The organism is Streptomyces sp. NBC_01268 (genome assembly GCF_036240795.1).
In the GTDB taxonomy this organism is placed as follows: domain Bacteria; phylum Actinomycetota; class Actinomycetes; order Streptomycetales; family Streptomycetaceae; genus Streptomyces.
The window spans coordinates 7,517,761-7,542,293 of sequence record NZ_CP108454.1 but is presented as its reverse complement, the minus strand read 5'-3'; the positions used below and the strand labels follow the sequence as shown (position 1 = coordinate 7,542,293).

The window sequence follows — 24,533 nt, the reverse complement described above, 5'->3', positions numbered from 1 at the left end:
TGAACGCAAGATATCGCGCTGATTTCGTAAATGCTCGACAGTGATGCGCAACCCGGCATGCGGAAGAGGCGGCGCGGACCGTCGGGAACGGTGCGCGCCGGCCTCTCCGGAGCCGGCCTCCCGGCCGGACTACGGGTTGGTGTGGATCGTGAAGGTGGAGGTGGTGTTGCGGACGTCCACGGCGTTTCCGCTCATCCGCAGCCCGTTGAAGGTCACCTCGCCCACCGCCGGGCCCTGGCCCGACTCGGGCAGCTCGTTGGCCCACAGGCCGAAGCCGGACTTCGCGTCGAAGGCGTCACCGCTCTTGCGCGCACCCGTGATGGAGATGTCGCTGAAGACGGTGTCCTTGATGGGGAACTGCGGCTGCCCGCCCACGTAGTTCGTCTGGAACATCACCCCGCTGTAGGTGGGGTCGACGATGTCGACGTGGTCGACCCTGATCCCCTGGAAGACCTTCGAGGCGGAGAAGACCCAGATGCCGGGGAAGGTCTGCGAGCCCCAGAAGTGCCCGCCGGCCCGCACGATCGAGATGTTCTCGAAGGTCGTCGGTCCGGTTCCGAATCCGTTCATCGGGTAGCCGAAGTCCAGCGAGGAGATGGTGATGCCGGAGTAGACCAGGGTGTCGGCGATCAGGATGTTGCGGAAGGTGTTGTCGTAACCGCCGTAGACGGCCACGCCCGCCGCCCGCCAGGTGAGCGTGCTGGTCAGGTTCTCGTAGACGTTGTTCTTCATGTCCGCGCCGCCCGCGTCGATCGCCGAGAACAGCGCGAAGCTGTCGTCGCCGGTGGCCCGCGCGTCGTTGTTGGTCACCAGGTTGTCCGTCGACCCGTTGGTCATGTTGACGCCGTCGGCGAAGAGGTTCCGGATCCGGGCGTTCCTGAGGGTGATCCGGTCGGTGTTGGCGCCCCAGTAGAGGCAGACGAAGTGCTCGCTCCAGACGTCGTCGATGACGATGTCCGAGACGTTCGCGAAGTCGAAGACCTTCCCCGGGCCGTCGATCCGCGAGGTGTAGTTGCCGAAGTAGGCGAAGCCCTTGAACAGCGAGCCCTTCGCCGTCCCCTCCGCACGGAAGCCGACGTCCGTGTTGTCCTGCGTCGGGGGGGCGTGGAACCTCGTGAACCAGGGCCCGGCGCCGACCACCTTCACGGCCTTGCCGTACACCTGGAACTTGCTCGCCGTCTGGTAGTCGCCCGGCGGCAGGTAGACGCCCGTCAGGGCTCCCGTTGTGTCCATCCGGACCCGGTCCAGCGCGTTCTGCACGTCCTGGTGGGTGAAGCCCGCCGGGACCGCGTACGCGGCCGGGTCGGGGTTGGCCACCGGCGCGACCTGCTCCAGGTTCACGAAGTCGATCGCGTACGTGGAGGTGTTCGCGGCGTCCTTCTGGAGCCGGATCCGGCTGCCGGCCGGCACGGTCTCGCCGAGCATGAGCTGCGCCTCGTCGTAGATGTGCCGCGGGCCGCCCGCGCCCGGCGCGTTGCCGGGCGCCGTCTCGGAGCCGTACAGCCACGCGTACTTCGAGGTCAGCGACAGGGCCTTCTTGAAGACCCCGTCGACGTAGACGTCGATCGTCGACTCGGTTCCGCCGCCGCCCGGGGCGTCGGGGAGGGAGAAGCGGGTGACCAGGGTGTTGGTCGCGGCCCGGGTGGTGAACTCGACGTACTCCCCGGTCGCGTCCAGGTTCACCGCCCTGCGGCCGGAGGCCTCGCCCGCGATGTCGCCGACCGTGCGGTTGGGCCCGACGACGGTCGCGCCGCCGCCGGTGGTGCCGTCCTCCGCCTCGTACATGTCGTACGGCATGTCGGCGCCGCGCCCGACGAACAGGGGCTGGGTCGCGGTGTTGTTCTGCCGCTTCACGGGCAGCTCGTTGCCGTCGTCGGCGAGGACCGTGCGGACGGTGTAGGAGCCGTCGGCTGCCGTCCAGGGCCCGAGGCCGACCTCCGTCCGCGCCCCGGCGGCCAGCGCGCCGCCGTAGGAGCCGGTGAGGGTCTTCACCGTGCCGCCCTGCTCGTTCAGCAGGGTGAGCGTCACTCCGTGGGAGCCGGTGGCGGTGGCGACCGTGCCCTGGTTGCGGACGGCGACCTTGAAGGTGACGGTGTCGCCCGCCGAGGGGCTGGACGGCGAGGTGGTCACCGCGGCGGCGACCGGGTCCGAGCTGTCCACCGGCCGCACGACGAGCGCGGTGGGGCTGGTGTAGGTGTTGTCGGTCTCGTTCTGCTCGACGACCGCGTCCGCCTCGTCGGCGACGGCGCCGAACTCGTACGAGCCGGCGTCCCGGGCGCCGATCGACGCCGTGACGGTGGTCTGCGCACCCGCGGCGAGCGCGCCGACGGCGGCCGTGGCGACCCTGGTGCCGCCGAGGCGCACCGCGAGGCTGCTGGCGGGGGCGGCGGCGGAGCCGTCGTTGCGGACCGTCGCGCTCACCGTGACCGGGTCGGACTCGACGGGCGCGGCGGGCGAGACGGTCAGCCCGGTGACCCGCAGGTTCGGGTTGGGGGCCGGGACGCCGATCACCTGGAACTCGGCGATCTGGCCGGCCGGGGCGCCGGTGTTGGCGGTGAAGCGCAGCTGCACGTCGGCGACGCGGGCGGTGAGCGGGATCGTCACCTGGTTGCCGCTGCCGGGGTCGAAGGAGTAGCTCTTCGCGGCGACGAGCCCGGTGAAGCCGGTGGCGTCCTGCGCGCGCCCGAGGACCTCGACGGTCTGGGAGCGGGCGCCCCAGGCGGCGGCGGGGTCGAGCCGCAGGACGAGCCGGTCGAGGTCGGCGTCGGCGCCCAGCTTCACGGTGAGGCTGTTCGGGTAGCTGCCGCCGGCGCCCTCCCAGTAGGTCGCGGTGCTGTTGTCGTTGGCGTGGGCGGCGACGAAGGTGTGCACGGTGGAGGAGGCGGTGATCGCCTTGCCGACGGCCAGGTTGGAGCCGGTGCCGCCGCTGCCGTTGCGGGTGACGCCGTTGCTGGCGCCGGACCGGTTCCCGGCCGCGTCCTTGGCGCGGACGGAGTAGGTGACGGTCGCGGAGGCGGGCTGGGTGTCGGTGTAGGTGGTGGTGTTCCCGGCGACGGTGGCGCGCAGCGCGTTGTTCGCGTAGACCTCGTAGGCGGTGACGCCGGTGTTGTCGGTGGAGGCGGTCCAGGTCAGGCGGATCTGGCCGGAGGCGGGCTCGGTGTAGGCGAGGTTCGCGGGGGCGGTCGGCGCCTGGGTGTCGCCGGCGTCGCCGATCCGGGTGACGGTGTTGGAGTCGCCGGACTGGTTGCCGGCCGCGTCCCGGGCGCGGACCGTGTAGGAGACCGTCTGGTTCGCCGGGCGGGTGTCGGTGAACGTGGTGACGTTCCCGGCGAGGCCGGTCAGCAGGGCGCCGTTGGCGTAGACGTCGTAGCCGGTGACGGCCGTGTCGTCGGTGGAGGCGGTCCAGGTCAGGCGGATCTGGCCGGAGGCGGGCTCGGTGTAGGCGAGGTTCGCGGGGGCGCTCGGTGCCTGGGTGTCGCCGCTCGCCGGCCCGTAGACCTCCAGCTCGGAGAACTGGGCGGCGTTCTGGACCGAGTTGGCGGTGACGAGGACGCGGACGTACCGGGTGGTGGTGGCGCCGAAGGTGAGCGTCGCGCTGCGTCCGCTCGCCGCGTCGAAGGCGTGGGCCTGCGCGGCGGTCAGGTCGGTGAAGGAGCTCCCGTCGGTGCTGCCCTGGATCTTCAGGGTCTGGCTGCGTGCCTCCCAGGTGTCGGGCAGGCGCAGCACGACCCGGTCGACGCGCAGGGCGGCGCCGAGGTCGGCCTGGAGCCACTGCGGGAAGGCGCCGCCGGTGCTCTCCCAGTAGGTGGCGCGGTTCCCGTCGTTGGCGTTGGCCGCCGTGTAGGTCTGGGTGTGGCCGCTGGCGGTGAGGGTCTTGCCGGCGGCGAGGTTCGGGGAGGTGCCGTCGGCGCCGTGCACCTCCAGTTCGGAGAGCTGGGCGGCGGACCAGCCGGTGTTGGCGGTGATGTCGACCCGTACGAAGCGGGCCTGGGCGGCCGGGAAGGCGATGGTCACGGTGTTCCCGGCGCCCGGGGTGAAGGCGTAGCGCGCCGAGGACTTCAGGGTGGTGAAGGCGGTGCCGTCGGCGCTGCCCTGGACGGAGAGGGTCTGGTCGCGGCTCTCCCAGCCGGCCGGCAGCTTGAGCACCACCTCGTCGATGCGGGTGGCGGTGCCGAGGTCGGCCTGCACCCATTGCGGGAGGGCGGAGCCGGAGCTCTGCCAGTACGTGCCCTGGTTGCCGTCGGTGATGTTCGCGGCGCCGAACTCGGTGTGCGCACTGCTCGCCGCGGTGGCGTCGCCCAGGGCGAGGTTGGGGCCGCCCGCGGCGTGGGCGGGCGTCAGGGGACCGCCCAGCGCCAGGAGGCTCGTCGCGATCACGGCGCTCAGGCACTGTGATCTCCAGTTGCGGATGCTCATCGCTCCTCGGTTCTCACTCAGGGGGGTAGTCCAGAAATCGCGCGAGAATGTCGACTACTTGCGCGGGACGCTCAGAGAGTTCCAGAGGATCGTGGGACCGTCTACCGCCTGGGCAGGGCGAGTCGAGAAGGCGTCAGGGCCGGTGCGCGGGCATGCCGGAGCGGCGGTCCGCACCTCCGCGGACCGCCGCTCCGGCCCTGGTTCAGCCGCGGTTCACGACGAACTGCGAGCCGGGTTCGACGAGGACGTCGCCCTCGGCCGTGTGCGCGAAGGTCACCCCGGTCAGGGTGGCGCTGCCGCGGGCCCCGCTCATGGCGAGGAGCCCGGAGCCGTTGACCGTGCCGTCGACGCGGACGTCGTCGATCCTCACTCCGGGCATGTTCCCGCCGCCCGTCTTGAACTGGATGCCGTCGTAGGTCGAGTCGAGGATGTCGGTGTCCCGGATGGTGACGCCCGGGATGTCCTGCCCCTGCGCGAAGAGGGTGAGGGCACCGAACTCCTGGTCCTCGTTCCAGAAGGCGCCGCCCGTGCGGTGCAGGGTGTTGTCGGCGATCAGGGTCTGTCCGGAGAAGGGCAGCGGGTCGTGGTCGGTGGCCAGCATGATCCCCGGGTAGTTCATGGTGTCGGAGACCACGTTGCCCTCGATGGTGTTGCCGTAGCCGCCGTAGACCGCGATCCCGTTGGCACGCCAGGGCAGCTGGATCGTGTTGTTGCGGAAGTGGTTGTCGTGGCCGACGTCCACCGAGGTGTCCTTGACGTACTTGCTGGCCCAGACGGCCAGGGCGTCGTCTCCGGTGTTGCGGAAGGAGGAGTTCGAGACGATGGAGTTACGGGTGCCGTTGGCGAAGTTGATGCCGTCGGCGTACGTGTTGCGGATCCGCATCCCGCTGAACTCCAGGCCGTCGCCCGGCCCCCACAGCTCGGGGATGTTGGAGTAGTCGCGGCCGACCCAGACGCCGACGTTGGCGTGCTCGATCCAGACGTTGCTGATCTTCGTGCCCGCGCCGAAGCGCCCGTTGAGCCCGACCCCGCCCTCGGCGTTGCCGTCGCCGCCGCGGATGGTGCCGGAGCCGAAGATGGCGAGGTCCGAGATCCGCGTGTTCGCGTCGATGTCGAAGCCGAAGTTGCCCTCGTGCGGGTGGTTGATGCCGCCCGCGTCCTGCGGCGCCGTCAGCGTGTAGAGCTGGGAGTGCCACATGCCGGCGCCGCGGAGGGTGACGTCCCGGATGCCGACCTGGTTGTACTGCCCCCGGTTCAGCGGGTCGTCGGTCAGGATCTTCTGCTCCTGGCGCCACTGCCCGGCCGGGATCCAGACGCAGCCGATCTCGCCCTTCTGGTCGGCGGTGACGGCCCGCTGGAGGGCGTCGGTGTCGTCGATGCCGTCGTTGGGCACGGCCCCGTACTCGGTGATGGAGACACAGCCGGCCGGCTGGGTCGTGGGCGGGGCCACCTGCTCCAGGTCGACGAGGTCGAGCACGTAGAAGGAGGCCCGGTCGTCGCTGTCGCGCTGCAGCCGGAAGCGGGTGCCCGGCGGGTAGGACCGGGCGAGCAGCGTGTGCGACTCGTCGAAGAGCCGGCGGGCGTCGCCACCGGGCCGGTTGGTCAGTCCCTCCGGGTCGTCGGTGGTGCCGTACAGCCAGCTGTGCTTCGAGGAGAGCGTCAGCTTCCGCACGAAGACGTCGTTCGCGTAGAGGCTGAGGGTGGCCTCCGCTCCCCCGCCGGTGGCGGAGTCCGGGACGGAGTTGCGGACCGTGAGGGCGTTGGCCTGGTTGACCGAGGTGAACTCGACGTACTGCCCGTTCGCGTCGAGCCGGACGGAGCTGCGCCCCGAGGACTCCGATGCGAAGTTGGTGTGCCCGAAGGTGCGCAGGCGGTCGGCGGTGAGCAGGGTGCCCTGGTAGCGGGCGTCCTCCGCCTCGTACTCGGTGTACGGGACGGCGGCCCCGCGCCCGACGACCAGGGACCGGCTGAAGACGTTGTTCGTCTCGTCGGTCTCGGCGAGGGTGCCGGTGGCGTCGGCCGTGGCGGTGAGGGCGACGGCACCGGCGACCGCGGTCCAGGTGCCGGAGACGGCGACGTTCACGGTCTGGCCCGCGGCGACCGCGCCGGTGGCGCCGTTCAGCGTGGTGGTGCCGGCGACGAGCCGGGTGACCGTGCCCGCCGGGGCGCCGGTGGTGCCCCGGTTGAGCACGGCGACCGTGAAGGAGACGGGCGCGCCGGCGGCGGGGGTCGAGGGGTTGGCGGTGATCCCGGTGACCGTCAGGTCGGGACCGGGGCTCTGGCCGACGGTCAGCTTCGAGGCGGCGGTCCGGCTGTTGTTGGTGTCGTCGAGCTCCGGGACGGCGTTCGACGGATCGGCGGCGGCGGAGACGGTGTACGCGCCGACGGAGCGGCGCCCGACGGGGACGTCGACCGTGGCGGAGGCCCCGGCCGGGAGGGAGGCGACCGGTCCGGTGCCCGCGACGGCGCCCTCGACGCTGACGGCGACCGCGGAGGCGGGGGCGGTCGCGGTGCCGGCGTTGCGGACGGTCGCCCGCACGGTGACCGCGTCGGACTCGGTGGGGACGGCCGGGGTCCAGGTGAGGTCGGTGAGGACGAGGTCGGGAGCCGGGGCGGCGGTGCCGAGGACCTGGAGTTCGGCGACCTGGGCGCCGGGGGCGCCGGTGTTGGAGTGGAAGGCGAGCCGGATGTCGGCGTAGCGGCCGGTGACGGGGACGGTCACGGCGTTCTGTCCGGAGGAGGGGCTGAAGGCGTAGTCGTCGCGGGCCTTGAGGGTGGTGAAGGCGGTGGCGCCGGCGGCGCGGGCCTGGATCTCGAAGGACTGGGTGCGCGGCCCCCACGCCTGGTCGGGGTCGAGCTTGACGACGACGCCCGCGAGGTCGGCGTCCGCGCCCAGCTTCACGGTGAGGCTCGCCGGGAGGCCGGCCGACTCCCAGTAGGTGCCGGTGGAGTCGTCGACGGCGTTGGCGGCCTGGTAGTTCTGGGTGACGGAGGTGGCCTCGACCGGCTTGCCCCGGGCCAGGTTGGTGCCGCCGGGCGGGGGCTCGACCGAGCCCGGCACGCCGTAGACCTCCAGGGCGGAGAGCTGGGCCGCGTTCCAGCCGGTGTTGGCACTGATGTGGACCCGCAGGTAGCGGACCTGGCCGCCGTCGAGGGTGAGGGTGACGGCGTTCGCGGCGGCCGGGTCGAAGCGGCGGGCCCGGGCTCCGGCCAGGGTGGTGAAGGCGCTGCCGTCGGTGGAGCCGAGGACGGCGAGGTTCTGGTCGCGGGCCTCCCAGCCGGTGGGCAGCTTGAGGACGACGCGGTCGACGCGGACCGCCGCGCCGAGGTCGACCTGCGCCCATTGCGGGAAGGCGCCGGCCGGTCCCTCCCAGTAGGTGGCCTGGCTGCCGTCGGTGAGGTGGGCCGCCGGGTAGCCGCCGAGGGTCCCGGAGGCCGTGACTGGTCTGCCGAGGGCGAGGTCGGGGTCCGCCGCCGTGGCGGCGGACGCGGTGAAGGGCAGGAGCCCGAGGGCGATCAGGGCCGCGGCCAGCAGCCCCGTGACCGGGCGTACCAGTCTGGCCAGTCGTCCGTACACAATGACTCGCAATCTTTTGAGTAATACAGTCAATGTTTTGCGGATTCTGGTGGCACAGGTTTCTACTGGATGACGGCCGTGTCAACGGAACGGGCAGGGAAATGACAAAGGCACCGCTTCCGGAGCCGTCGGGCGACGGCAGGAAACGGTGCCTATGAGGAGGAAGCGGTGCGGCGCTCCCGCTAGCGGGCCGGCGGCGGGGCGGTCGAACCGCGCACGACGAGCTCGGGCTCGAAGAGCAGCTCGCCCGGGTGCGAGTGGACGCCCTGGATCTGGGAGCAGAGCAGCTCGACGGCGGCCCGCCCCATGGCCTCGATGGGCTGACGGACCGTCGACAGCGGCGGCTCGGTGCAGTTCATGAAGGCGGAGTCGTCGAAGCCGACGACCGACACGTCGCCGGGGACGGAGAGTCCGCGCCGGCGGGCCGCCCTGATCGCCCCGAGGGCGAGGGGGTCGCTGGCGCAGACGATGCCGGTGACACCCTGGTCGAGGAGGCCGTTGGCGGCGGCCTGGCCGCCTTCGAGCGAGAAGATCGAGCGCACGATCCGCTCCTCGGGCAGCGGCGTGCCGGCCGCCTCGGCGGCGGCGAGCGCGGCCGCCAGCTTGCGCCGGGAGGGCACGTGGTCGGCGGGGCCCAGGAGCAGGCCGATCTTCTCGTGCCCGAGCGAGGCCAGGTGGCGCCAGGCCTGTTCGACGGCGACGGCGTCGTCGCAGGCGACGCAGGGGAAGTCGAGCCCCTCGATGGAGGCGTTGATCAGGACGACCGGGATGTTGCGCTCGGCGAGCTGGTGGTAGTGGTCGTGCGGGGCGTCGGCCTGCGCGAAGAGCCCGCCCGCGAAGACCACGCCGGAGACCTGCTGCTGGAGCAGCAGGTCCACGTAGTCGGCCTCGGAGACGCCGCCCTTGGTCTGGGTGCAGAGGACGGGGGTGAGCCCCTGCTGGGCGAGGGCGCCCCCGATGACCTCGGCGAAGGCCGGGAAGATGGGGTTCTGCAGCTCGGGCAGGACGAGGCCGACGAGTCGGGCGCGCTCGCCCCTGAGCTGGGTGGGCCGCTCGTAGCCCAGCACGTCCAGGGCGGTGAGCACCGACTGGCGGGTGGCCTCGGAGACCCCCGGCTTGCCATTGAGGACACGGCTGACCGTCGCCTCGCTGACCCCCACCTTCTTCGCCACCTGAGCAAGTCGTCGCGTCATGCGCGCAAGACTAGCGCAAGGAGCGCAAGAGAATGACAGCCAGTTGCAGTCCTCGCGCAAACCGGGCCCTGGACACCGGTTCCTCCTCTCGCGTCCCCCGATCCCTGGCTGCCCCGCCCCCGATCCCTCACGGACTCCGGGCGTACTCGGCCGGGAACGGGGCACTCGCGCCGGACAGGAGCACCGTCGAGCCATGCCCGGCGGTCGTGGTCGGGCCGCGGCGGGCGAGGAGGGACCGCGATGAGAGCGCTGACCCGGCACGGCACCGCCGACGTGCGTGTCGACACCGTCCCCGACCCGGAGATCGAGCAGCCGACTCTTGCCGAGACGGCGGACGGAGTCCCTCCGGCTGTGGAGCGGCATGCGGAAAGCACCGGGCCGCGGGGGAGGCGAACCGTACCGTCTCCCCCGCGGCCCGGTGCGAACGTCAGACGCAGCGTCCGTCCATCCAGTCGGTGAGGCCCGGCGTCCACGAGGTGGCCAGACGGGTCGCGTCGGCGTCCAGCGCCCGCTGCCAGGAGGCGTAGTTGCCGGAGGCCGGCGGGGGCGGCTCCTGCCAGTCGACGACGTCGTACCAGTCGGGGAGGCCGGTGAGGGCCGCGGAGAGGCCTGCGGCGCTGACCCGGCTGCGGAGCACCTGATCCAGAACCTTGTCCTGCGTGTAGATCATGATCTCCTGGGACGCGATGCGCTCCGCGATCGGTGCGAGCACCTCGTTCCAGGCCGTCTCCTGGATCGACGAGTCGCTGCTGAGGAGGAACTCCTTCGTCTCCGGCTTCACCTCCACCAGCACGACCATGCCGAGGGCCTTGGCGCTGTCGAGCCACTCGCGGAACGTGTACACGGTCTCACCCGTGTAGGGGCCGCGCGTGATGGTGCGTCCGTCGAGCGGGTTCGGCCCGCTCGCCCACGTCAGCTCCGAGATGGAATCGGACGATCCGGTCAGCCCGTAGGTGGTTCTGTTGTGCCACATCACGGCCTTGGCGCCGTTCTTGGTCAGCCGCAGATCGGCCTCCACCCCGGCCGCGCCCCAGCTCTTCTCCTGGGCGAGGCCCCTGGGGTGGTTCGCTGCACGGATCTGGTCTTCCTGCCAGCCATCCGCCTCCGTGGGCCACCCGCCGTGCCCGAACACCGCGGGACAGTAGGGCAGCAGGGTGGGGCTGGTGTACCCCTCCATCATGTGGACCTGGCTGAAGGTCCAGTTCCCGGGCTCGGACTCCCAGCTGTGCAGGGGACCGTTGAGGTCACCGTCGGACTTGGCGGTGAAGGTGATCGTCTTCACCCGTCCGTCGGCGTAGCCGTAGAGAGTGGCCAGGTCGTCGCGGCCGTCCCCGTTGAAGTCACCGGTGACGATCTTCATGCGCGAACGATCGTACGAGCCCACCGGGAGGGTCAGCATGTCCCGCCGGGCGCCGAACTTCCCGTCCGTGCCGAGACGGAAGCCGATCACCGCGTCGTGTCCGTCCGCGTAGTCGTACCAGGCAGCCAGTTCGTCACGGCCGTCACCGTCGAAGTCACCCGCGTGCAGACTCGCCTGCCGGAACGTCCAGCCCGTGGACTCCCAGCCGTGCACGGGCTCGGCGAACCCGCCATCGGTCTTCCCGGCCCAGTACATCAGCTTCACACTGCCGTCCCGGTACCCGTACAGCGCAGCGAGGTCGTCACGACCGTCCCCGTTGAAGTCACCGGTGGCGAACTTCATGCGGTTGACGTACCAGCCGTCCCCAGGGGCCCGCTGGAAAGAGGAGAAGTGCGCGCCGAAACCGCCGTCCGGGCGGGCGAGCATCGTGAAGAGCTTGTCGCTGCCGTCTCCGTAGGCGTACCAGACGGCGACGTCGTCACGGCCGTCCCCGTTGAAGTCGCCGGCCTGGGCGGTCATGGCGTCGAAGTTCCAGTTGCCCGGCGCCGCGGTCCAGGAATGGAGAGGACTCGCGAATGTGCCGTCTCCACGGCCGACCCAGGTCAGCAGGGTGACCCGGCCGTCCTCGTAACCGTAGAAGGCCGCGAGGTCGCCCACACCGTCCCCGTTGAAGTCGCCGGTGAGGCGCTTCATGTTCTCGACCCAGTAGTTGCCCGCGAGGGTCTCCCAGCCCACCCCGGGCGCGGCGAAAGCGCCGTTCGAGCCCGCGAGGAAGGTGCGTACGGCGTCGTGCCCGTCCGCGTAGTCGTACCAGGCGGCCAGATCGCTGCGGCCGTCACCGTTGTAGTCGTGACGGGCACCGGTGCCGGCCGACCGGACACCGGTGCCCGGTTCGGCCGCCCCCATGGTCGGCGCCACCGCCGTGCCGTCGAATGCCGTGGCCGTCCCTGCCGGTTGCCCGGGCGCGGCGGTCGCGCTACCCGTGCCCGTGAACAGGCCGAGCAGAGCGAAGCACAGCACGGCCGAGCCCACTGCTATGGAAGGTCTCCTCATCCAGCTCTTCACATCCCTTGCCGTCGAACGAGAAAAATGCACCCCTCGGCGGGGGTGCATGGGGAACGAGCCTCGCCCGGCCGGATCGTTCGTCTCGCCACGGCCATGGCAATGACGACCGCCGACACCTGCGGAGCCGTCGATCATTAGATCATTCAAAATTCTTCTATCAAGGCGCCGCTGGGCCGACCCGTCAGAGGATCGGCGGGCGGCCCAGCCGGGTCATGCGCCAGACCGTGCTCCAACGCATCGCCCGGCGCGGGCCGCACGAGGTCCTGACGCCCTCGAAGAAGCCGCCCCACCAGGCCTTGAGGCCCGCGGCCTCGCGGGTGCGGAGCAGGGTGATGAGGATCCAGACGCCGAGGTGGACCGGGATCAGCGGGACCGGGAGCCGGCGGCGGGCCAGCCACACGCGGTTCCGGGCGGTGTTGCGGTAGTAGACCGCGTGCCGGGCCGGGGAGGTCTTGGGGTGCTGGAGGACGAGCGCCGGTTCGTAGACGATCTTCCAGCCGGCGTCCAGGGCACGCCACGCCAGGTCGGACTCCTCGTGGCCGAAGAAGAACTCCCCGGCCCACAGGCCGGTCTGACGCAGCATCGGCATCGAGAAGGCGTGACCGCCGCCGAGGAAGGCGGTCACCGGGCCGCCGCGCATCGGGTCGTCCGCCCGCAGCCGGGGCACCCAGCGCCGCTCGGTGTGGCCGTGCTCGTCGGCGACCCGGAAGCCGATGACGCCCAGCTCCGAATCCTCCGCGAAGAGCCGCTGGACCGTGCGGAACACGTCGTCGGCGATGAGCAGGCCGTCGTCGTCGAGCTCGACGACGACGTCCACCTCGCCCGAGTCGCGCAGCAGTTCCAGGCCGACGTTGCGGCCACCGGGGCAGCCCAGGTTCTCGGTCAGCGGGATCTTGGTCGCGTCCGTCATGACGTCGGTCAGCGGGGTCGCGTTGCCCACCAGGACCACGCGCGTCGCGGGGACGTCCTGCTTCTCCACCGAAGCGAGCAGCGCCTCCAGCTCCCGCGGGCGGTTGCCCATGGTGACGATGACGACTCCGATGCGCGGCAAGGGCATGACGGTGAACTCCAGTTGTCGGCGACGTGCCGATGCTAGCGTCGGCGACCCGCGGCTCCTCGAACGCCCGGGCCGCGCACGGCGGCCTCCCGTCCCCGCGGCGAGGGCGGCGCGCCAGGTGCCCCTGACGTCGGGGGCGGCGCGCTCGGGGCCGGGCGGCCGCCGCGCCCGGCTCGCCGCGGCCCGCGGAGTGGCGGAGGCGGCCCAGCGCGCCGTCCTGCCGACCCCGCCCGACCGCATCGAGGGACTGCGGCTGGCCGGCGTCTCGACGCTCTCGCCCCGCTCGTTCGGCGTGCCCCTGGGCCTCTCCGACCTCTCCCCCGCGCCGCCGGAGCCGGACGAGTGGACGTTCCCCGCCGGAGCGACCCTGCTGCTGTACACCGACGGGCTGTCCGGGGCCCGCGACGAGTCCGGCACGTTCTACGATCCCGCCGACCGCCTCGAAGGCCCCGTCTTCTCCTCGCCCGCCCGGCTGCTCGGCACGCTCGTCGGCGACGTCACCCGGTTCACGGGCGGCCTGGCGACGGACGACATGGCCCTGCTCGCCGTACACCGGCCCCGCGGGCGCGCCCCGAGGTAGCCGGAGGGCCCTGAGGACGCTTCCCGGAGGGCGATCTTGTCCGGGCGCGCCGACAATGAGGGACGACGGACGTTCTCGCGAGGAACGGTGCGGCATGTCGGTGGAACAGCGCGCTGCCCAGGTCGATCCGGAGGGAACCGTCGACGAGTCGGTGCCCCTGGCGGAGCTCGTGGTCCGGCTCGTCGCCTCCTATCCCTCGGTCGACGTGGCCACCGTGGAGACGGTGGTGCGGGGCGCGTGCGCGCACTTCGAGCACGCCAGGATCAGGGCGTACCTCCCGATCCTGATCGAGCGGCGGTCCCGGAAGGAGCTCGACGCCGTCCGCGGGGACGGACCCGGCCGAGCACTGGAGGCGGGACCATGACCGGACCGGCGGACCGACCCCCGCCCGGCGCCGGTTCCTCGGCCGGTACCGCGGCCGCCCGCAGCTCGCGCCCATGGCCGCCGGGGTCGTCTCCGCCGTCGTCCCCGCACGCGTCCAGGAGCGGACGACCGCGGTCCTCCTGTCGGCCCTGACCCTGCCGGCCCGGCGTGCGAACCGGGCCAGGGCCGCGTGACGGCCCAAGTGGCAGCCGGGGCCCGGCCAGGGGACCATGACCGCGGAGGACGCCATGACTCCTGAACGACCCGCCGGCCCGCCGGAGGAAGCGCCGCCCGGCGCCTCACCCGCCGGCCCGCCGGATGCCCCGTCGGACGGGCCCGACGAGCCCCCGCCGGACGGACCGACCCCGCCCGACGGACACACCGCGCCCCCGTCCGACGGTCCGTCCGCGCCCCCGCCCGACGGACAGACCCCGCCCCCGCCCGACGGACAGACCCCGCCCCGCGGTCCGTCCGCGCCCCCGCCGGAGGAACGCCCCGAGCCCGCGCGCCGGACCCGTGCCGAAGAGCCGGAGCCGGAGGCCGGGAAGCCCGGGAGGCGTCGCCGCTGGTGGCCGCGGCTCACGGTGCCGGGCTGCTGGGGCGGGCTCCTCCTCGCCTGTCTGTCCTTCACGCCGTCGCTGCTGCCTCGCGGCGGAGTCCTCCAGGGGCTGATCGCCGGGATCAGCGGGGCCATCGGATACGGCCTCGGCGTCGTCGCGGCCCATGTGTGGCGGGCGTTCGCCGACCGGGAGGCCCGGACCGCCTCGCGCCGTTCCTGGCAGGTGCTGATCGTCGCCGCGGTCGTGCTGTTCGGCGTGGCGTTCGGGCTCGGGCAGTACTGGCAGCACGAGATCCGCGGGCTCATGGGCAACCCCGACTACAGCGTCCCCGGCGCCGTCGCCTGTCCGTTCGTCGCCGTCCTCGTCTTCTGGCTGCTGCTGCTCCTCGGGCGGGGCCTGCGGCGCGCGTACCACTGGGCCGCCCGCCTGCTCGGGCGCTGGGTGGGTCCGAAGGCCGCGCGGGTGGTCGGCTGGACCCTGGTGGCGGCCCTGGCGTGGTCCGTGTTCAGCGGGGTGCTGCTCGCCGGCTTCGTGAACGCGATGAACGAGGCCTTCTCGCTGCGGGACACGGAGACGCCCCAGGGCGTGCACCAGCCCACCTCCGCCCTGCGCTCGGGCGGGCCGGGTTCGCTGGTGCCGTGGGACTCGCTGGGCTACCAGGGCCGGGCCTTCACCGGCGGCGGTCCGACGGCCGCGCAGATCGGCGCGTTCACGCACCGCGCGGCGCAGGAGCCCGTGCGGGCGTACGCGGGTCTGGAGACGGCCGACAGCGCGGAGGGCCGGGCGGAGCGGGCGGTCGCGGACCTCCGGCGGGCGGGCGGTTTCGACCGGGAGAACCTGCTGGTCATCACCACCACGGGCAGTGGCTGGGTGGACCCGGCCGCCGTGGACTCGTTCGAGTACCTCGGCGACGGGGACGCGGCGACCGTGTCGATGCAGTATTCGTACCTGCCGTCGTGGATGTCGTACCTCGTCGACCAGTCCAAGGCCCGCGAGGCCGGCCGCGAGCTGTTCGACGCGGTGTACGACGTGTGGTCCAAGCTGCCCCAGGACCACCGCCCGCGGCTGTTCGTGGCGGGCGAGAGCCTGGGTTCGTTCGGCGGCGAGGCGGCCTTCAGCGGGGAGTACGACCTGCGCAACCGCACCGCCGGCACCCTGTTCGCGGGCCCGCCCAACTTCAACACGCTCTTCCGCGAGTTCAGCGACCACCGGGAGCCGGGGAGCCCGGAGATCGAGCCCGTCTACCAGGAGGGGCGGACCGTCCGGTTCACCGACGACCCGGCCACCGGGATCCCCCCGGCGGGCCGCGCCTGGGACGGGACGAGGGTCCTGTACCTCATGCACCCCTCCGACCCGATCGTCTGGTGGAGTCCGGACCTGGCTCTGAGCGAACCCGACTGGATCGGTCAGACGCCGGGGACCGACGTGCTCGGCTCGATGGTCTGGATCCCGTTCGTGACGTTCTGGCAGGTCACCGCCGACCTGCCGTTCTCCACGGGAGTGCCGGACGGTCACGGGCACGTGTACAAGGCCGCGTACGTGGACGGCTGGAACGCCGTCATGCGCCCGTCCGGATTCACCGCGCAGGACCTGGACCGGCTGAAGGAGATCGTCAGCCCGCCGAAGTGAACGGCGCCGCCGGTCCGCGACGCGGGGCCGGGCGGGGCGGGCCCGGGCGGGGCGGGCCCGGGCGGGGCGCGGTTCGGGCGGGCCCGGGCGGGGCGCGGTTCGGGTCAGCGCAGCAGGAAGCCGACGACGTAGCCGAGCGCGTTGACCGCCCAGTGCAGGCCCATCGGCGCCAGCAGGCTGCCGCTGCGGCGGCGCAGCTCGCAGAAGAGGACGCCCGCGGCGGCCGTGAACAGCACGGCCGCCCCGATGGCGACGCCCGCGCCGAGCGCCGAATCGCCGAAGACCGTGGTCAGCGCGGGTTTCGCCGTCGACAGGTGCAGCGACGGCAGCACGTGCCACAGGCCGAACAGGAGGCTCGACACGGTCGTCGCCCAGACGGCGCCCCGCGCCCGGGCCACCAGCCCGTACAGCACCCCGCGGAAGGCGGTCTCCTCCAGCAGTACGGTGCCGACGGGCACGTACACGAGCACGCGCAGCGCCACCTCGGCGCCGTCCATCCCCGCGTAGCGCCGGTCCTCGAAGAGGCCCCTGGTGGCCGGCAGCAGCGCCCCGGCCAGGTAGACGGCGCCGACCAGGCCGATCAGGGCCAGCGCCCACCGGGCGCCGCGCCCCAGCGTGCCGGGCGCCAGGCCCGCGTCCGCCCGCGTGCCGCCCGCCCAGCGGAGCACTCCGAGCAGCACGGCGGTGACCGCCACGGCCGCGGCGAGTTCGGCCGGTCCCGACCAGCGGTGCATGAGCACGTTGGCGACGACGAGCACGCCCACGGTGAGCGCGACCGCCGGCCAGGTGCCGATCGGCCCGCGCCACCGGCTCCGCGGCGTGGGGCCTCCGGTGCCGTCGTGCCGCCGCTCGGCGGGTTCGGCGTCGTGGGGGTCGCGGGGGTCGCGGGAGGGCACCGGGCCGAGTCCGTCCTTCGGTCGCGCCGACGTGTCGTCTGCCCCTCCCCGCGCCCACGCTACCGGGCACCGTCCCGCCGCGCCGGTCGGCTCAGCCCAGCACCTCCACCTCCGGGTGCCGGTCGCCGGGGTACTCGAAGAAGGCCGTGGGCCGTCGCTTGAGGTGCAGATCGAAGAAGGCGGTGACGGCGGTGCGCTGTGCCGCCAGGGAGCGGCAGGGGTCGATGGTGCCGACGAGCTCGGTGGCGGGGACCGGCAGACGGCCGGTGAGCGGGGGAAGGAGCACCTGAAGGTCGGTGTACGAGCCGTGGGCGGCGTCCCGCAGACGCAGGGCGTGCTTCCAGCCGGTCGAGGCGGCCCAGAACGTCGCCCAGCTCGGCTCGGTGGCCAGGGTCTTCGTACCGGACGCCATCAGCAGGAACGGCGTGGCGACCCCGCTGCGGGCGACCGGGCCGACGAACTCGCCGTCGAGGCCGGCGGCCGCGCGGACGCGCGGGTCGTCGTGGGCGAGCTGCGCGGCGACGGAGCCGCCCAGGGACTGCCCGAACACGCCGGTCCTCGCCACGTCGAGCGCCTGGGGCAGTCCGGTGGGCAGGGGCCGCCGCCCGGCGTCGGGGTTGTGCCCGCGGGCCAGGCTGTCGAGCTGTCCGAGGACGAAGGCCGCGTCGGCGAGGCGGGCCCGGGAGTGCTGCGCCAGGAGGGCGGCGACGACCTCCGGGGTGAGCTCGTCGGGCAGCGGGAGGGCCCGTTCGACGCGCCCGCCGGGGAACTCGACCTGCTCGGCCTCGTAGGTGGAGTCCACGGAGATCACGACGTAGCCGCGGCTCGCCAGCTCCTCGACCAGGGTGGTGCCGAGCGCCCGGGTGCCGCCGTCGCCGGAGGAGAACAGCACCACCGGCAGCCTTCCGGCCGCGCGGGCGACGGGTGCGCCCGTTCTCGCGTGGGTGCGGATCCCCCGCCAGCCCACCGCCCCGGTCCGGATTCCCAGGGCGGGTGCGGAGTGCTCGTCCCAGTCGGCGGCGGCCGCCGGGGGCAGCCACGGCGCGGTCGGGTACGTCCCTCCCGGATCCGCCGGGTACCAGACCCCGGCCATCAGCTCGCGGAAGGGCCGCGCCGGTACGAGCGGGTCGGGACGGGTCCGGTCGACGAGGTGCAGCTCGACGGTGCCGACCGGCCAGGGCCCTGTGGGCGGCGGGAGGCGGAGCGTGACGGGGGCCGGTGTCGCGCCGGGGTGGGCTCCCGGTGCGGCGGCGGTCCGCGCGGGCGGGCGGGCGGCGCCCGTGGTGGCGAGTGCGGTGGCGGCGCCCAGCGTGCTGAGCAGTCGGCGACGGGTGAGGGGCATGGGCCGGCTCCTGGTGCGGGGTGGGTCAGGGCGTGCCGGACGACCCGGCCCGATCCGGCGGGAACGGTCGGCCACGCCCTGGGGAACACGTCCAGACTTCCAACGGCCCGACGTCCGGGGCGACGTGCGGAAGGCCGATCCGGCCGGTGGGCGCCGGTCTCCCGAGGGGCGGCCGCCTCCTCCCTCGGGAGGAGTCCGCGCATCCCGGGGGCGCATGCCGCTTCTCCACCGGTGGGCTGACGTGCTCCCGGGAGCGGGGCCCTAGCGTGGACCACGGAGATGCGCCCCGACTGCGAGGACGGACACGATGGTCGAAGCCGCGGTACGGACGGGTCCGCCCGGGTCCCCGGGCCGGCTCCTGGCGCGCGTACCGCCCCTGGTGCGGGATGCGTCACTGGCGGTGGCGCTCTGGCTGGTGACGTTCGGGCCGGGGCGCCTGGCCGGTGCCATGGGGATCGCCCTGCAGACCGCCCTGGTGCTGCCGCTGGTGTGGCGGCGCCGGGCGCCCCGCACCGTGTTCGGGGTGATCGCCGCCGTCGCGCTCGCGCAGTGGCTGCTGGGCGTCCAGTTGCCCGCCGACGTCGCGCTGCTGATCGCCCTCGGCACGGTCGCCGCCCGGTCCCCCGGGCGGTCCGCGTGGACGGCGGGGCTCGTCGCGGTGGCGGGGGCCGTGCTGTCAGCGGCGCGCTGGGCGCCCGAGGGCCGGTTCCTCGCCTCCGCCGGGGCGCTGGTCTCCGCGGTCGCCGCGAGCGCGCTCCTGGGGGCGAACACCCGGATCCGGCGCGCCGCCCAGGAGGAGCGCGTGGCCCGTCTGGAGCGGGCGGGCGACGAGCGGGAGCGGCTCGCGGTGGCCGCGGAACGGGCCCGCATCGCACGGGAGTTGCACGACAGCGTCACGCACGGCCTGTCGGTCGTCGTGGCGCTCGCCGACGCGGTCGTGCACGCGCGGCCCGCCGACGCGCCCGCCGTGACGGGCCGGATCGCCGAGACCGGACGGCAGGCGCTGACCGAGATGCGGCGCTCGCTGGGCCTCCTCCAGGACGCCGGACCCGACGCGGAAACCGACGCGGGACGGCATCCGCCGCCCGGCGTCGCCCAGCTCGGGGCGCTGTGCGAGCGGATGGGGGCGGCGGGGCTCACGACCCGTCTGCGGGTGGACGGCGACGCCACCCGCGTGCCCGCGACGGCGCAGCTGACGGTCCACCGCCTGGTGCAGGAGTCGTTGACCAACGCGCTCCGCCACACGCCCGACGGCACGTCCGCCGAGGTCCGGGTCGCCTGCGCGCCCCGGGCCGTCACGGTCGAGGTGACCGACGACGGGCCTGCCGTGCCGGTCCCGGCCCCCGGGCGGGGTCTGACGGGGATGCGCGAGCGCGCCGCGGCCTACGGCGGGGTGCTGCACGCCGGTCCGCTGCCGGGCGGCGGCTGGCGGGTCTTCGTACGGCTCGATCCGGGCGGTGCCCCGTGAGCGTCCGGGTGCTCCTCGTCGACGACGAGGAGCTGTTGCGGCTGGCGTTCACCATGATCCTGCGGGCCGAGCCCGACATGGAGCCGGTCGGCGAGGCGGCGGACGGCGACGCCGCCGTCGAGCTGACACGTCGGCTGCGGCCCGACGTGGTCCTGATGGACGTGCGGATGCCGGGCACCGACGGCATCGAGGCGACGCGACGGCTGGTCCGGGAGGTGCCCGGGACGCGGGTGCTCGTCCTCACCACGTTCGACCTGGACGAGTACGCCTTGGAGGCGCTGCGGGCCGGGGCCTCCGGGTTCCTGCTCAAGAACAGCAGGCCCGAGGAGCTGCTGGCCGCGATCCGCGACGTCGCCCGCGGTGACGCCGTGGTCTCCCCCCGCGTGACCCGGCGTCTGCTCGACCGCTTCGCCCACCGGCTCCCCGCCGCCGCCGAAGACGGCGACGGGGAGCGTCTGCTCCTGCTGACCCCGCGCGAGCGCGAGGTCCTCCTCGGCGCCGCCCGTGGTCTGACCAACACCGAACTCGCCGCCGCCCTGCGTCTGGCGGAGCCCACGGTGAAGAAGCACCTCGGCCGGGTCATGGCCAAGCTGGGGCTGCGGGACCGCGTGCAGGCGGTGATCTTCGCGTACGAGAGCGGACTGGTCCGGCCGGGCTGAGGAGCCGGTGGCGGTGGGTCAGGCGACGTTGACCGCGCTCCAGGCGGCCGCCACCGTGGCGTACTCGGTGCTGGTGGCGCCGTAGAGGTCCTTGGCCGCGTTCAGGGTCGCGGTGCGGGCGCCCTTGTAGTCGGTGGTGGAGGTCATGTAGACGGTCAGCGCCCGGTACCAGATGGCGGAGGCCTTCTTGTTGCCGATGCCGGTGACGGTGGAGCCGTTGTACGTGGGGCTGTTGTACGTGACCCCGTTGACGGTCCTGGTGCCGCTGCCCTCGCTGGCGAGGAAGAACCAGTGGTTGCCGACGCCGGAGGAGTTGTGCACGTCGAGCCGGCCGACGGACTTCGACCAGTAGTCGGCGGAGCGGCCGTCCAGGGACGGCTTGTCGAAGCGGCGCAGCCACGGCGGGGTGGACTGGTCGCTGAAGAGGTAGTCGGGGGTGTCGACCGCGTTGGCGGCGTACCACTCGACCATGGTGCCGAGGACGTCGCTGGTGGCCTCGTTGAGGCCGCCGGACTCACCGCTGTAGCGCAGGTTGGCGGTGGCGGAGGTGACGCCGTGGGTCATCTCGTGGCCCATGGTGTCGAGGTCGACCTGCTCGGGGTCGGTGGTGCCGTCGCCGTCGCCGGTCATCATGCAGAAGCAGGAGTCCGACCACTGGGCGTTGTCCCAGTTGGTGCCGACGTGGACGAAGACGGTGGCGCCGCGGCCGTCGTTCTTGATGCCGTTGCGGCCGAAGGTGCTCTTGTAGTAGTCGAAGGTCTTCGCGGTGTTGACGTGCGCGTCGACGGCGGCGGTGGAACGGTCGGTGGAGAACTTCCGGCCGTCGCCCCAGACGTTGTCGGCGTCGGTGACGAGGGTGCCCGACGAGCTGTTCAGGGACGAGGCGGAGGCGTTGCGCGCGTCCCTGGTGACGTGCTTGCGGATCGGGTCGATCAGGGCGAAGGTGCCGTCGGCCTGCTGGGTGGTGTCGATGGCGACGTCGCCGGTGTACTCGGAATGGCCGGTGCCGGTGGCCTCGCGCTCGGTGTCGTAGTTCTCGATCGCCGCGCCGCTCTTGGCGTCGGTGACGAAGACCTCGCCGTGCGGCTGGCCCTTGTCGCCGAGGCCCTGCACGGTGGTGCGCCAGGCCAGGCGGGCGGTGCCGTCGGCGGCCCAGACGATGAGCTCGGGGGTGGACCGGGCGTTGCGGACCAGTCCGTGCGAGCGCCGCATGGCGCCGGCGGCGGTGCCCTTGGCGTCGACGGCGGGGGTGACGGAGGCGAGCGCCACCTTGTGGGCGCGGGCGTGGGTGGAGCCCTTGAGCGCGCCGTCGGCCTTCTGGTGGACGACGAAGTCGCCGCCGACGACGGGCAGGCCGCGGTAGGTGCGCTCGAAGCGCACGTGCTGGGTGCCGTCGGCGTCGATCACGACGTCCTTCACCTGCAGGGCCTGGCCCGCGCCGAAGCCGAAGGTGTCGGCGTGCCGGGTCACGTTGGCCTGGGCCCGGGCGATCGCCGTGTCGCGGACCGATATGCCGTGCTGCGCGGCGTGGGGCTGCGAGTAGGCGGGGGCGGCCAGCACACCGGTGGTGAGGGCGCCGGCGGCGACCATCGTGGAAAGGGCAAGCAGGGGACGGGACATGGCGCGGTGTTCCTTCGCTCGTCGTGGGGGGTGACGACGTCCTGGGACGTTGACGCGAAGTGTTCACCAGGTGACATGTTCCTGACGTGATCCCAGGTGGGGTACAACCGGGGAGCTATAGGGGGCGCCGGGAGTTATAGGGGTGCGCGGGGAGCCGTACGGGACGCCGGGGCCGGGCCGGTCGTCGGGCGGGCAACTCGGCCTCGCCCGCTCACGCGTCCGCGCCGAGCGCGAACGCCTCGCCGCCCTCCTCCCACCAGGCCAGGTACCGGGGCCGCTGCCGCACCAGCGCGTGATAGGCGGCCAGCAGCCGCTCGGCCACGGCGTCGGCCAGCCCGGGCGGCACCGTGTCCGTGTTCCAGGCGAGCTGGAGCCGCCGGTGGAACGGGACGTCCGCGAGCGGGCGCTGCACGGTGCCCTGGGCGGGGACGTCGGCGGTCGGCCACACCCCGCAGACGGCGCGCCGGCCGGCGACGAGGATCCGGGCCACCGAGAGGTCCGAGGTCACATGGGCGATGCGCGGGGTGAAGCCCGCCGACTGGCAGGTGAGGTGGAGGTAGGCGTGCACCCCGCTCTCGTCGGCCTCCGGCATGACCCATTCCTCGTCGGCGAGGTCACGCAGGCTCACCGTCTCCTGGCGGGCCAGCGGATGGTCCTCGGCGAGCAGGACGAAGACGGGTTCGCGCAGCAGCGTGCGCGTCGCCACCGATTCGCCGACGGAAAGAGGGAACCCCGGGAACTCGCCGAACACCGCGATGTCGCATTTCGCCTGACTCAGGGCCTTCACCAGGGTGTGCACCGAACGCCGGGCGTCGATGCTCAGCCGGCGTTCCGGGACGAGTTCGAAGAGGGCCGGGATCAGCAGCGAGACCAGCGGGCCCGCGGTGCCGCCGGCCCGCAGCGGGGCGGCGGTCTCCCGGTCGGCCTCGGCCGTCGACCGCGCGTGCTCGCGCAGCCGGTCGAAGCCGACCACGAGGTCGCGTGCGCAGCGGAGCACGTACTGCCCGTTCTCGTTGGGCTGCACTCCTTCCGCGCTGCGGACGAAGAGCGGACCGCCCAGCTCGTGCTCGATCCGCTTCAGCTGGGCGCTGGTGGCCGGCTGGGACAGCTGCAGCCGCGCGGCGGCTTTGCGGATGCTGCCGGACTCGGCGACGGTGAGCAGGACACGGAGGTGCCGGAACTCGAGGTGCATGAAGAATCCCCGCTCAGGGCGGAGGGCCCCTTGCACCCCCCGTGACCAGCAGTACCTGTTGCCCGAGGGCATGGTGACCAAGAGTCCGCCGGAGGCGTCGGGGCGGCAACCACGGAAGGGCAAAATCTAGGTGCCCCCACCACGGCTTTGCACGGGCATCGCGCCGCCGGCCCGGCCCCCGCGCCGCCGGTCAGGCGTCCGGGTCCGACCCCGGCCCGAGCCCCCGGCCGGGCGTCGCGACCCGCGCCCCGGCCCCGGCCCGCGTCCCGAGGTACCGGTCCAGGGGCGGCTCCTGTGCCAGTACGGCGCCGATGGTGACCGCGAACGTGAGCGCCGCGCACACCCCGATGAGCCACGACAGCATGGTCAGGACCAGCCCGAGGGAGCCGTATTCGTCGAGGGCGCGGTCGAGCGCGCCGGGCATGTAGAGCCGGGCCGTCAGGGCGAGGGCGGTCGTCGCGGCAGCGGCCAGCAGGGAGCCGGGCAGGAGGGGAAGCCACGGGACCCGGTTGGCGAGCAGGAGGTGCTGGGTCCAGAGCCACAGGGCGACGCCCACGACGAAGTACACGGGGACGCCCAGCCACACCCCCACGCCGAAGCCCTCCCGGATCGGGGCCTGGAACAGCACCACCAGACACAGCGCCAGGAGCCACATGACCCATCGCCAGGCCGCGATCCGGGTCCCCGCCTTGGGCAGACCCCAGGCGCGTTCGCAGACCCGGGACATGGCCCGGCTGAAGCTGGTGGCGGAGACCAGCGCCACGAACGCGCCGACGAGCCCGGTCGTCTCCCGCAGGCCCTCGGCGGAGGAGCCGTCCAGGACCTGCCGCAGCTGGGCGTCCGAGGAGCCGGTCAGCCCGAACATGGCGCGCAGGGAGTCGTGCAGCTGGTCGCGCACACCGGTCGGGGCGAAGGCGGCCAGGGCGAAGAGCAGGGGGACGGCGGCCAGGAACGCCTGGGCCGCGAGCCGGGTGGCCGCGTCGAGGAGGCTCCCGCCGACCAGTCGGGCCGTCAGCTCCGAGAGCACCGGGAAGCGGCGCTCCGCCGCACTCCGGATGCCGCGCATCCGGGCCGCCAACGACATCCCGCCTCCCTGTCCTCCGCCGAGCGGTCCAGGCCATTGGACTCGGCCCCGGGCCGCCCGGCGACCCGGACCGGCCGGAGCGACGGCGAGGCCGACCCGAGGTCGCTCATTCGGGCGAACCTCACCATACTGGACATATGTCCCGGCATTCCGAGAAGGCGCACACACCGCCCACCATGACGGTCAAGGGGAGGGACGTCCGGCTCCGCACCCTCGGCCTGCTGGTGCTCGCGGCCCTGGCCATCTGGTTCATCGCCGCCAACACCGGCTCGGTCACCATCCGCCTGTGGATCCCCGAGGTCACCCTCCCCCTGTGGATCGTCCTGACGGTCACTCTCCTCGTCGGGATCATGATGGGCATGTTCATGGCCTACCGCCGCCGCGCCCGCCGCTGAGCCCTTCCGCACCGGCCCCACCCCGACCGACCCGAGACCCGACCCCGACGCACCCGCACCCGCACCCGCGTTCACGG

The 24,533-nt window shown here is 73.2% G+C and carries 16 protein-coding genes; 6 read left to right on the top strand and 10 right to left on the bottom strand.

The annotated features are described in order from the left end of the window. Window positions 1-129: 129 nt before the first annotated feature. The 5 genes from OG309_RS33875 to OG309_RS33855 all read right to left on the bottom strand — a co-directional run bounded on the left by OG309_RS33875 (window position 130) and on the right by OG309_RS33855 (window position 12,668). Window positions 130-4,416: a discoidin domain-containing protein gene (locus OG309_RS33875; RefSeq protein ID WP_329426803.1), complete on the bottom strand. Its 4,287-nt coding sequence runs from the start codon at window positions 4,414-4,416 to the stop codon at window positions 130-132. A 202-nt stretch (window positions 4,417-4,618) separates the two neighbouring features. Continuing rightward, window positions 4,619-7,993, bottom strand: coding sequence for a CARDB domain-containing protein (locus OG309_RS33870; RefSeq protein WP_329426801.1), 3,375 nt, complete (start codon window positions 7,991-7,993; stop codon window positions 4,619-4,621). Window positions 7,994-8,175: 182 nt separating this feature from the next. Beyond that, a complete protein-coding gene (locus OG309_RS33865; RefSeq protein WP_329426799.1) occupies window positions 8,176-9,186 on the bottom strand; it encodes a LacI family DNA-binding transcriptional regulator in 1,011 nt (336 codons plus the stop codon). 427 nt (window positions 9,187-9,613) lie between these two features. Continuing rightward, entirely contained in the window at window positions 9,614-11,599 is a 1,986-nt protein-coding gene (locus OG309_RS33860; protein WP_329426797.1) for an FG-GAP-like repeat-containing protein, read from the bottom strand. Window positions 11,600-11,792: 193 nt separating this feature from the next. Beyond that, complete coding sequence (locus OG309_RS33855) at window positions 11,793-12,668, bottom strand: glycosyltransferase family 2 protein (protein WP_329426795.1); 876 nt, start codon at window positions 12,666-12,668, stop codon at window positions 11,793-11,795. Window positions 12,669-12,786: 118 nt separating this feature from the next. Here OG309_RS33855 and OG309_RS33850 point away from each other — a divergent pair, with 118 nt between their 5' ends. From OG309_RS33850 to OG309_RS33840, 3 genes are all read left to right on the top strand, one after another. After that, complete coding sequence (locus OG309_RS33850; RefSeq protein ID WP_443067609.1) at window positions 12,787-13,248, top strand: SpoIIE family protein phosphatase; 462 nt, start codon at window positions 12,787-12,789, stop codon at window positions 13,246-13,248. Between the two features lie 94 nt (window positions 13,249-13,342). Beyond that, window positions 13,343-13,612, top strand: a complete 270-nt coding sequence (locus OG309_RS33845; RefSeq protein WP_329426793.1) for a three-helix bundle dimerization domain-containing protein — start codon at window positions 13,343-13,345, stop codon at window positions 13,610-13,612. 247 nt (window positions 13,613-13,859) lie between these two features. Then, window positions 13,860-15,800 carry an alpha/beta hydrolase gene (locus OG309_RS33840; protein WP_329426791.1) on the top strand — a complete coding sequence of 647 codons (1,941 nt, stop codon included), beginning with the start codon at window positions 13,860-13,862 and terminating at the stop codon, window positions 15,798-15,800. 104 nt (window positions 15,801-15,904) lie between these two features. Here OG309_RS33840 and OG309_RS33835 read toward each other — a convergent pair whose 3' ends face one another. Both OG309_RS33835 and OG309_RS33830 read right to left on the bottom strand, forming a co-directional pair. Continuing rightward, on the bottom strand, window positions 15,905-16,696 hold the full coding sequence (locus OG309_RS33835) for a CPBP family intramembrane glutamic endopeptidase (RefSeq protein WP_329426789.1): 792 nt from the start codon (window positions 16,694-16,696) through the stop codon (window positions 15,905-15,907). 91 nt (window positions 16,697-16,787) lie between these two features. Continuing rightward, a complete protein-coding gene (locus OG309_RS33830) occupies window positions 16,788-18,038 on the bottom strand; it encodes an alpha/beta hydrolase family protein (protein WP_329426787.1) in 1,251 nt (416 codons plus the stop codon). A 307-nt stretch (window positions 18,039-18,345) separates the two neighbouring features. Between OG309_RS33830 and OG309_RS33825 the strand changes: the two genes are divergently transcribed. Beyond that, window positions 18,346-19,506 (top strand): sensor histidine kinase, encoded by a 1,161-nt coding sequence (locus tag OG309_RS33825; protein WP_329426785.1) that lies wholly within the window; start codon window positions 18,346-18,348, stop codon window positions 19,504-19,506. Then, complete coding sequence (locus OG309_RS33820) at window positions 19,503-20,165, top strand: response regulator transcription factor (RefSeq protein WP_329426783.1); 663 nt, start codon at window positions 19,503-19,505, stop codon at window positions 20,163-20,165. The genes OG309_RS33825 and OG309_RS33820 overlap by 4 nt, the downstream gene beginning before the upstream one ends. A gap of 18 nt (window positions 20,166-20,183) precedes the next feature. Here OG309_RS33820 and OG309_RS33815 read toward each other — a convergent pair whose 3' ends face one another. The 3 genes from OG309_RS33815 to OG309_RS33805 form a co-directional block, all read right to left on the bottom strand. Next, complete coding sequence (locus tag OG309_RS33815; protein WP_329426781.1) at window positions 20,184-21,785, bottom strand: M4 family metallopeptidase; 1,602 nt, start codon at window positions 21,783-21,785, stop codon at window positions 20,184-20,186. A gap of 211 nt (window positions 21,786-21,996) precedes the next feature. Continuing rightward, a complete protein-coding gene (locus tag OG309_RS33810; RefSeq protein WP_329426780.1) occupies window positions 21,997-22,977 on the bottom strand; it encodes a LysR family transcriptional regulator in 981 nt (326 codons plus the stop codon). A 190-nt stretch (window positions 22,978-23,167) separates the two neighbouring features. Further along, window positions 23,168-24,061, bottom strand: coding sequence for a YhjD/YihY/BrkB family envelope integrity protein (locus OG309_RS33805; RefSeq protein ID WP_329426778.1), 894 nt, complete (start codon window positions 24,059-24,061; stop codon window positions 23,168-23,170). Between the two features lie 137 nt (window positions 24,062-24,198). Between OG309_RS33805 and OG309_RS33800 the strand changes: the two genes are divergently transcribed. Then, entirely contained in the window at window positions 24,199-24,456 is a 258-nt protein-coding gene (locus OG309_RS33800) for a LapA family protein (protein ID WP_329426776.1), read from the top strand. Window positions 24,457-24,533: the final 77 nt, after the last annotated feature.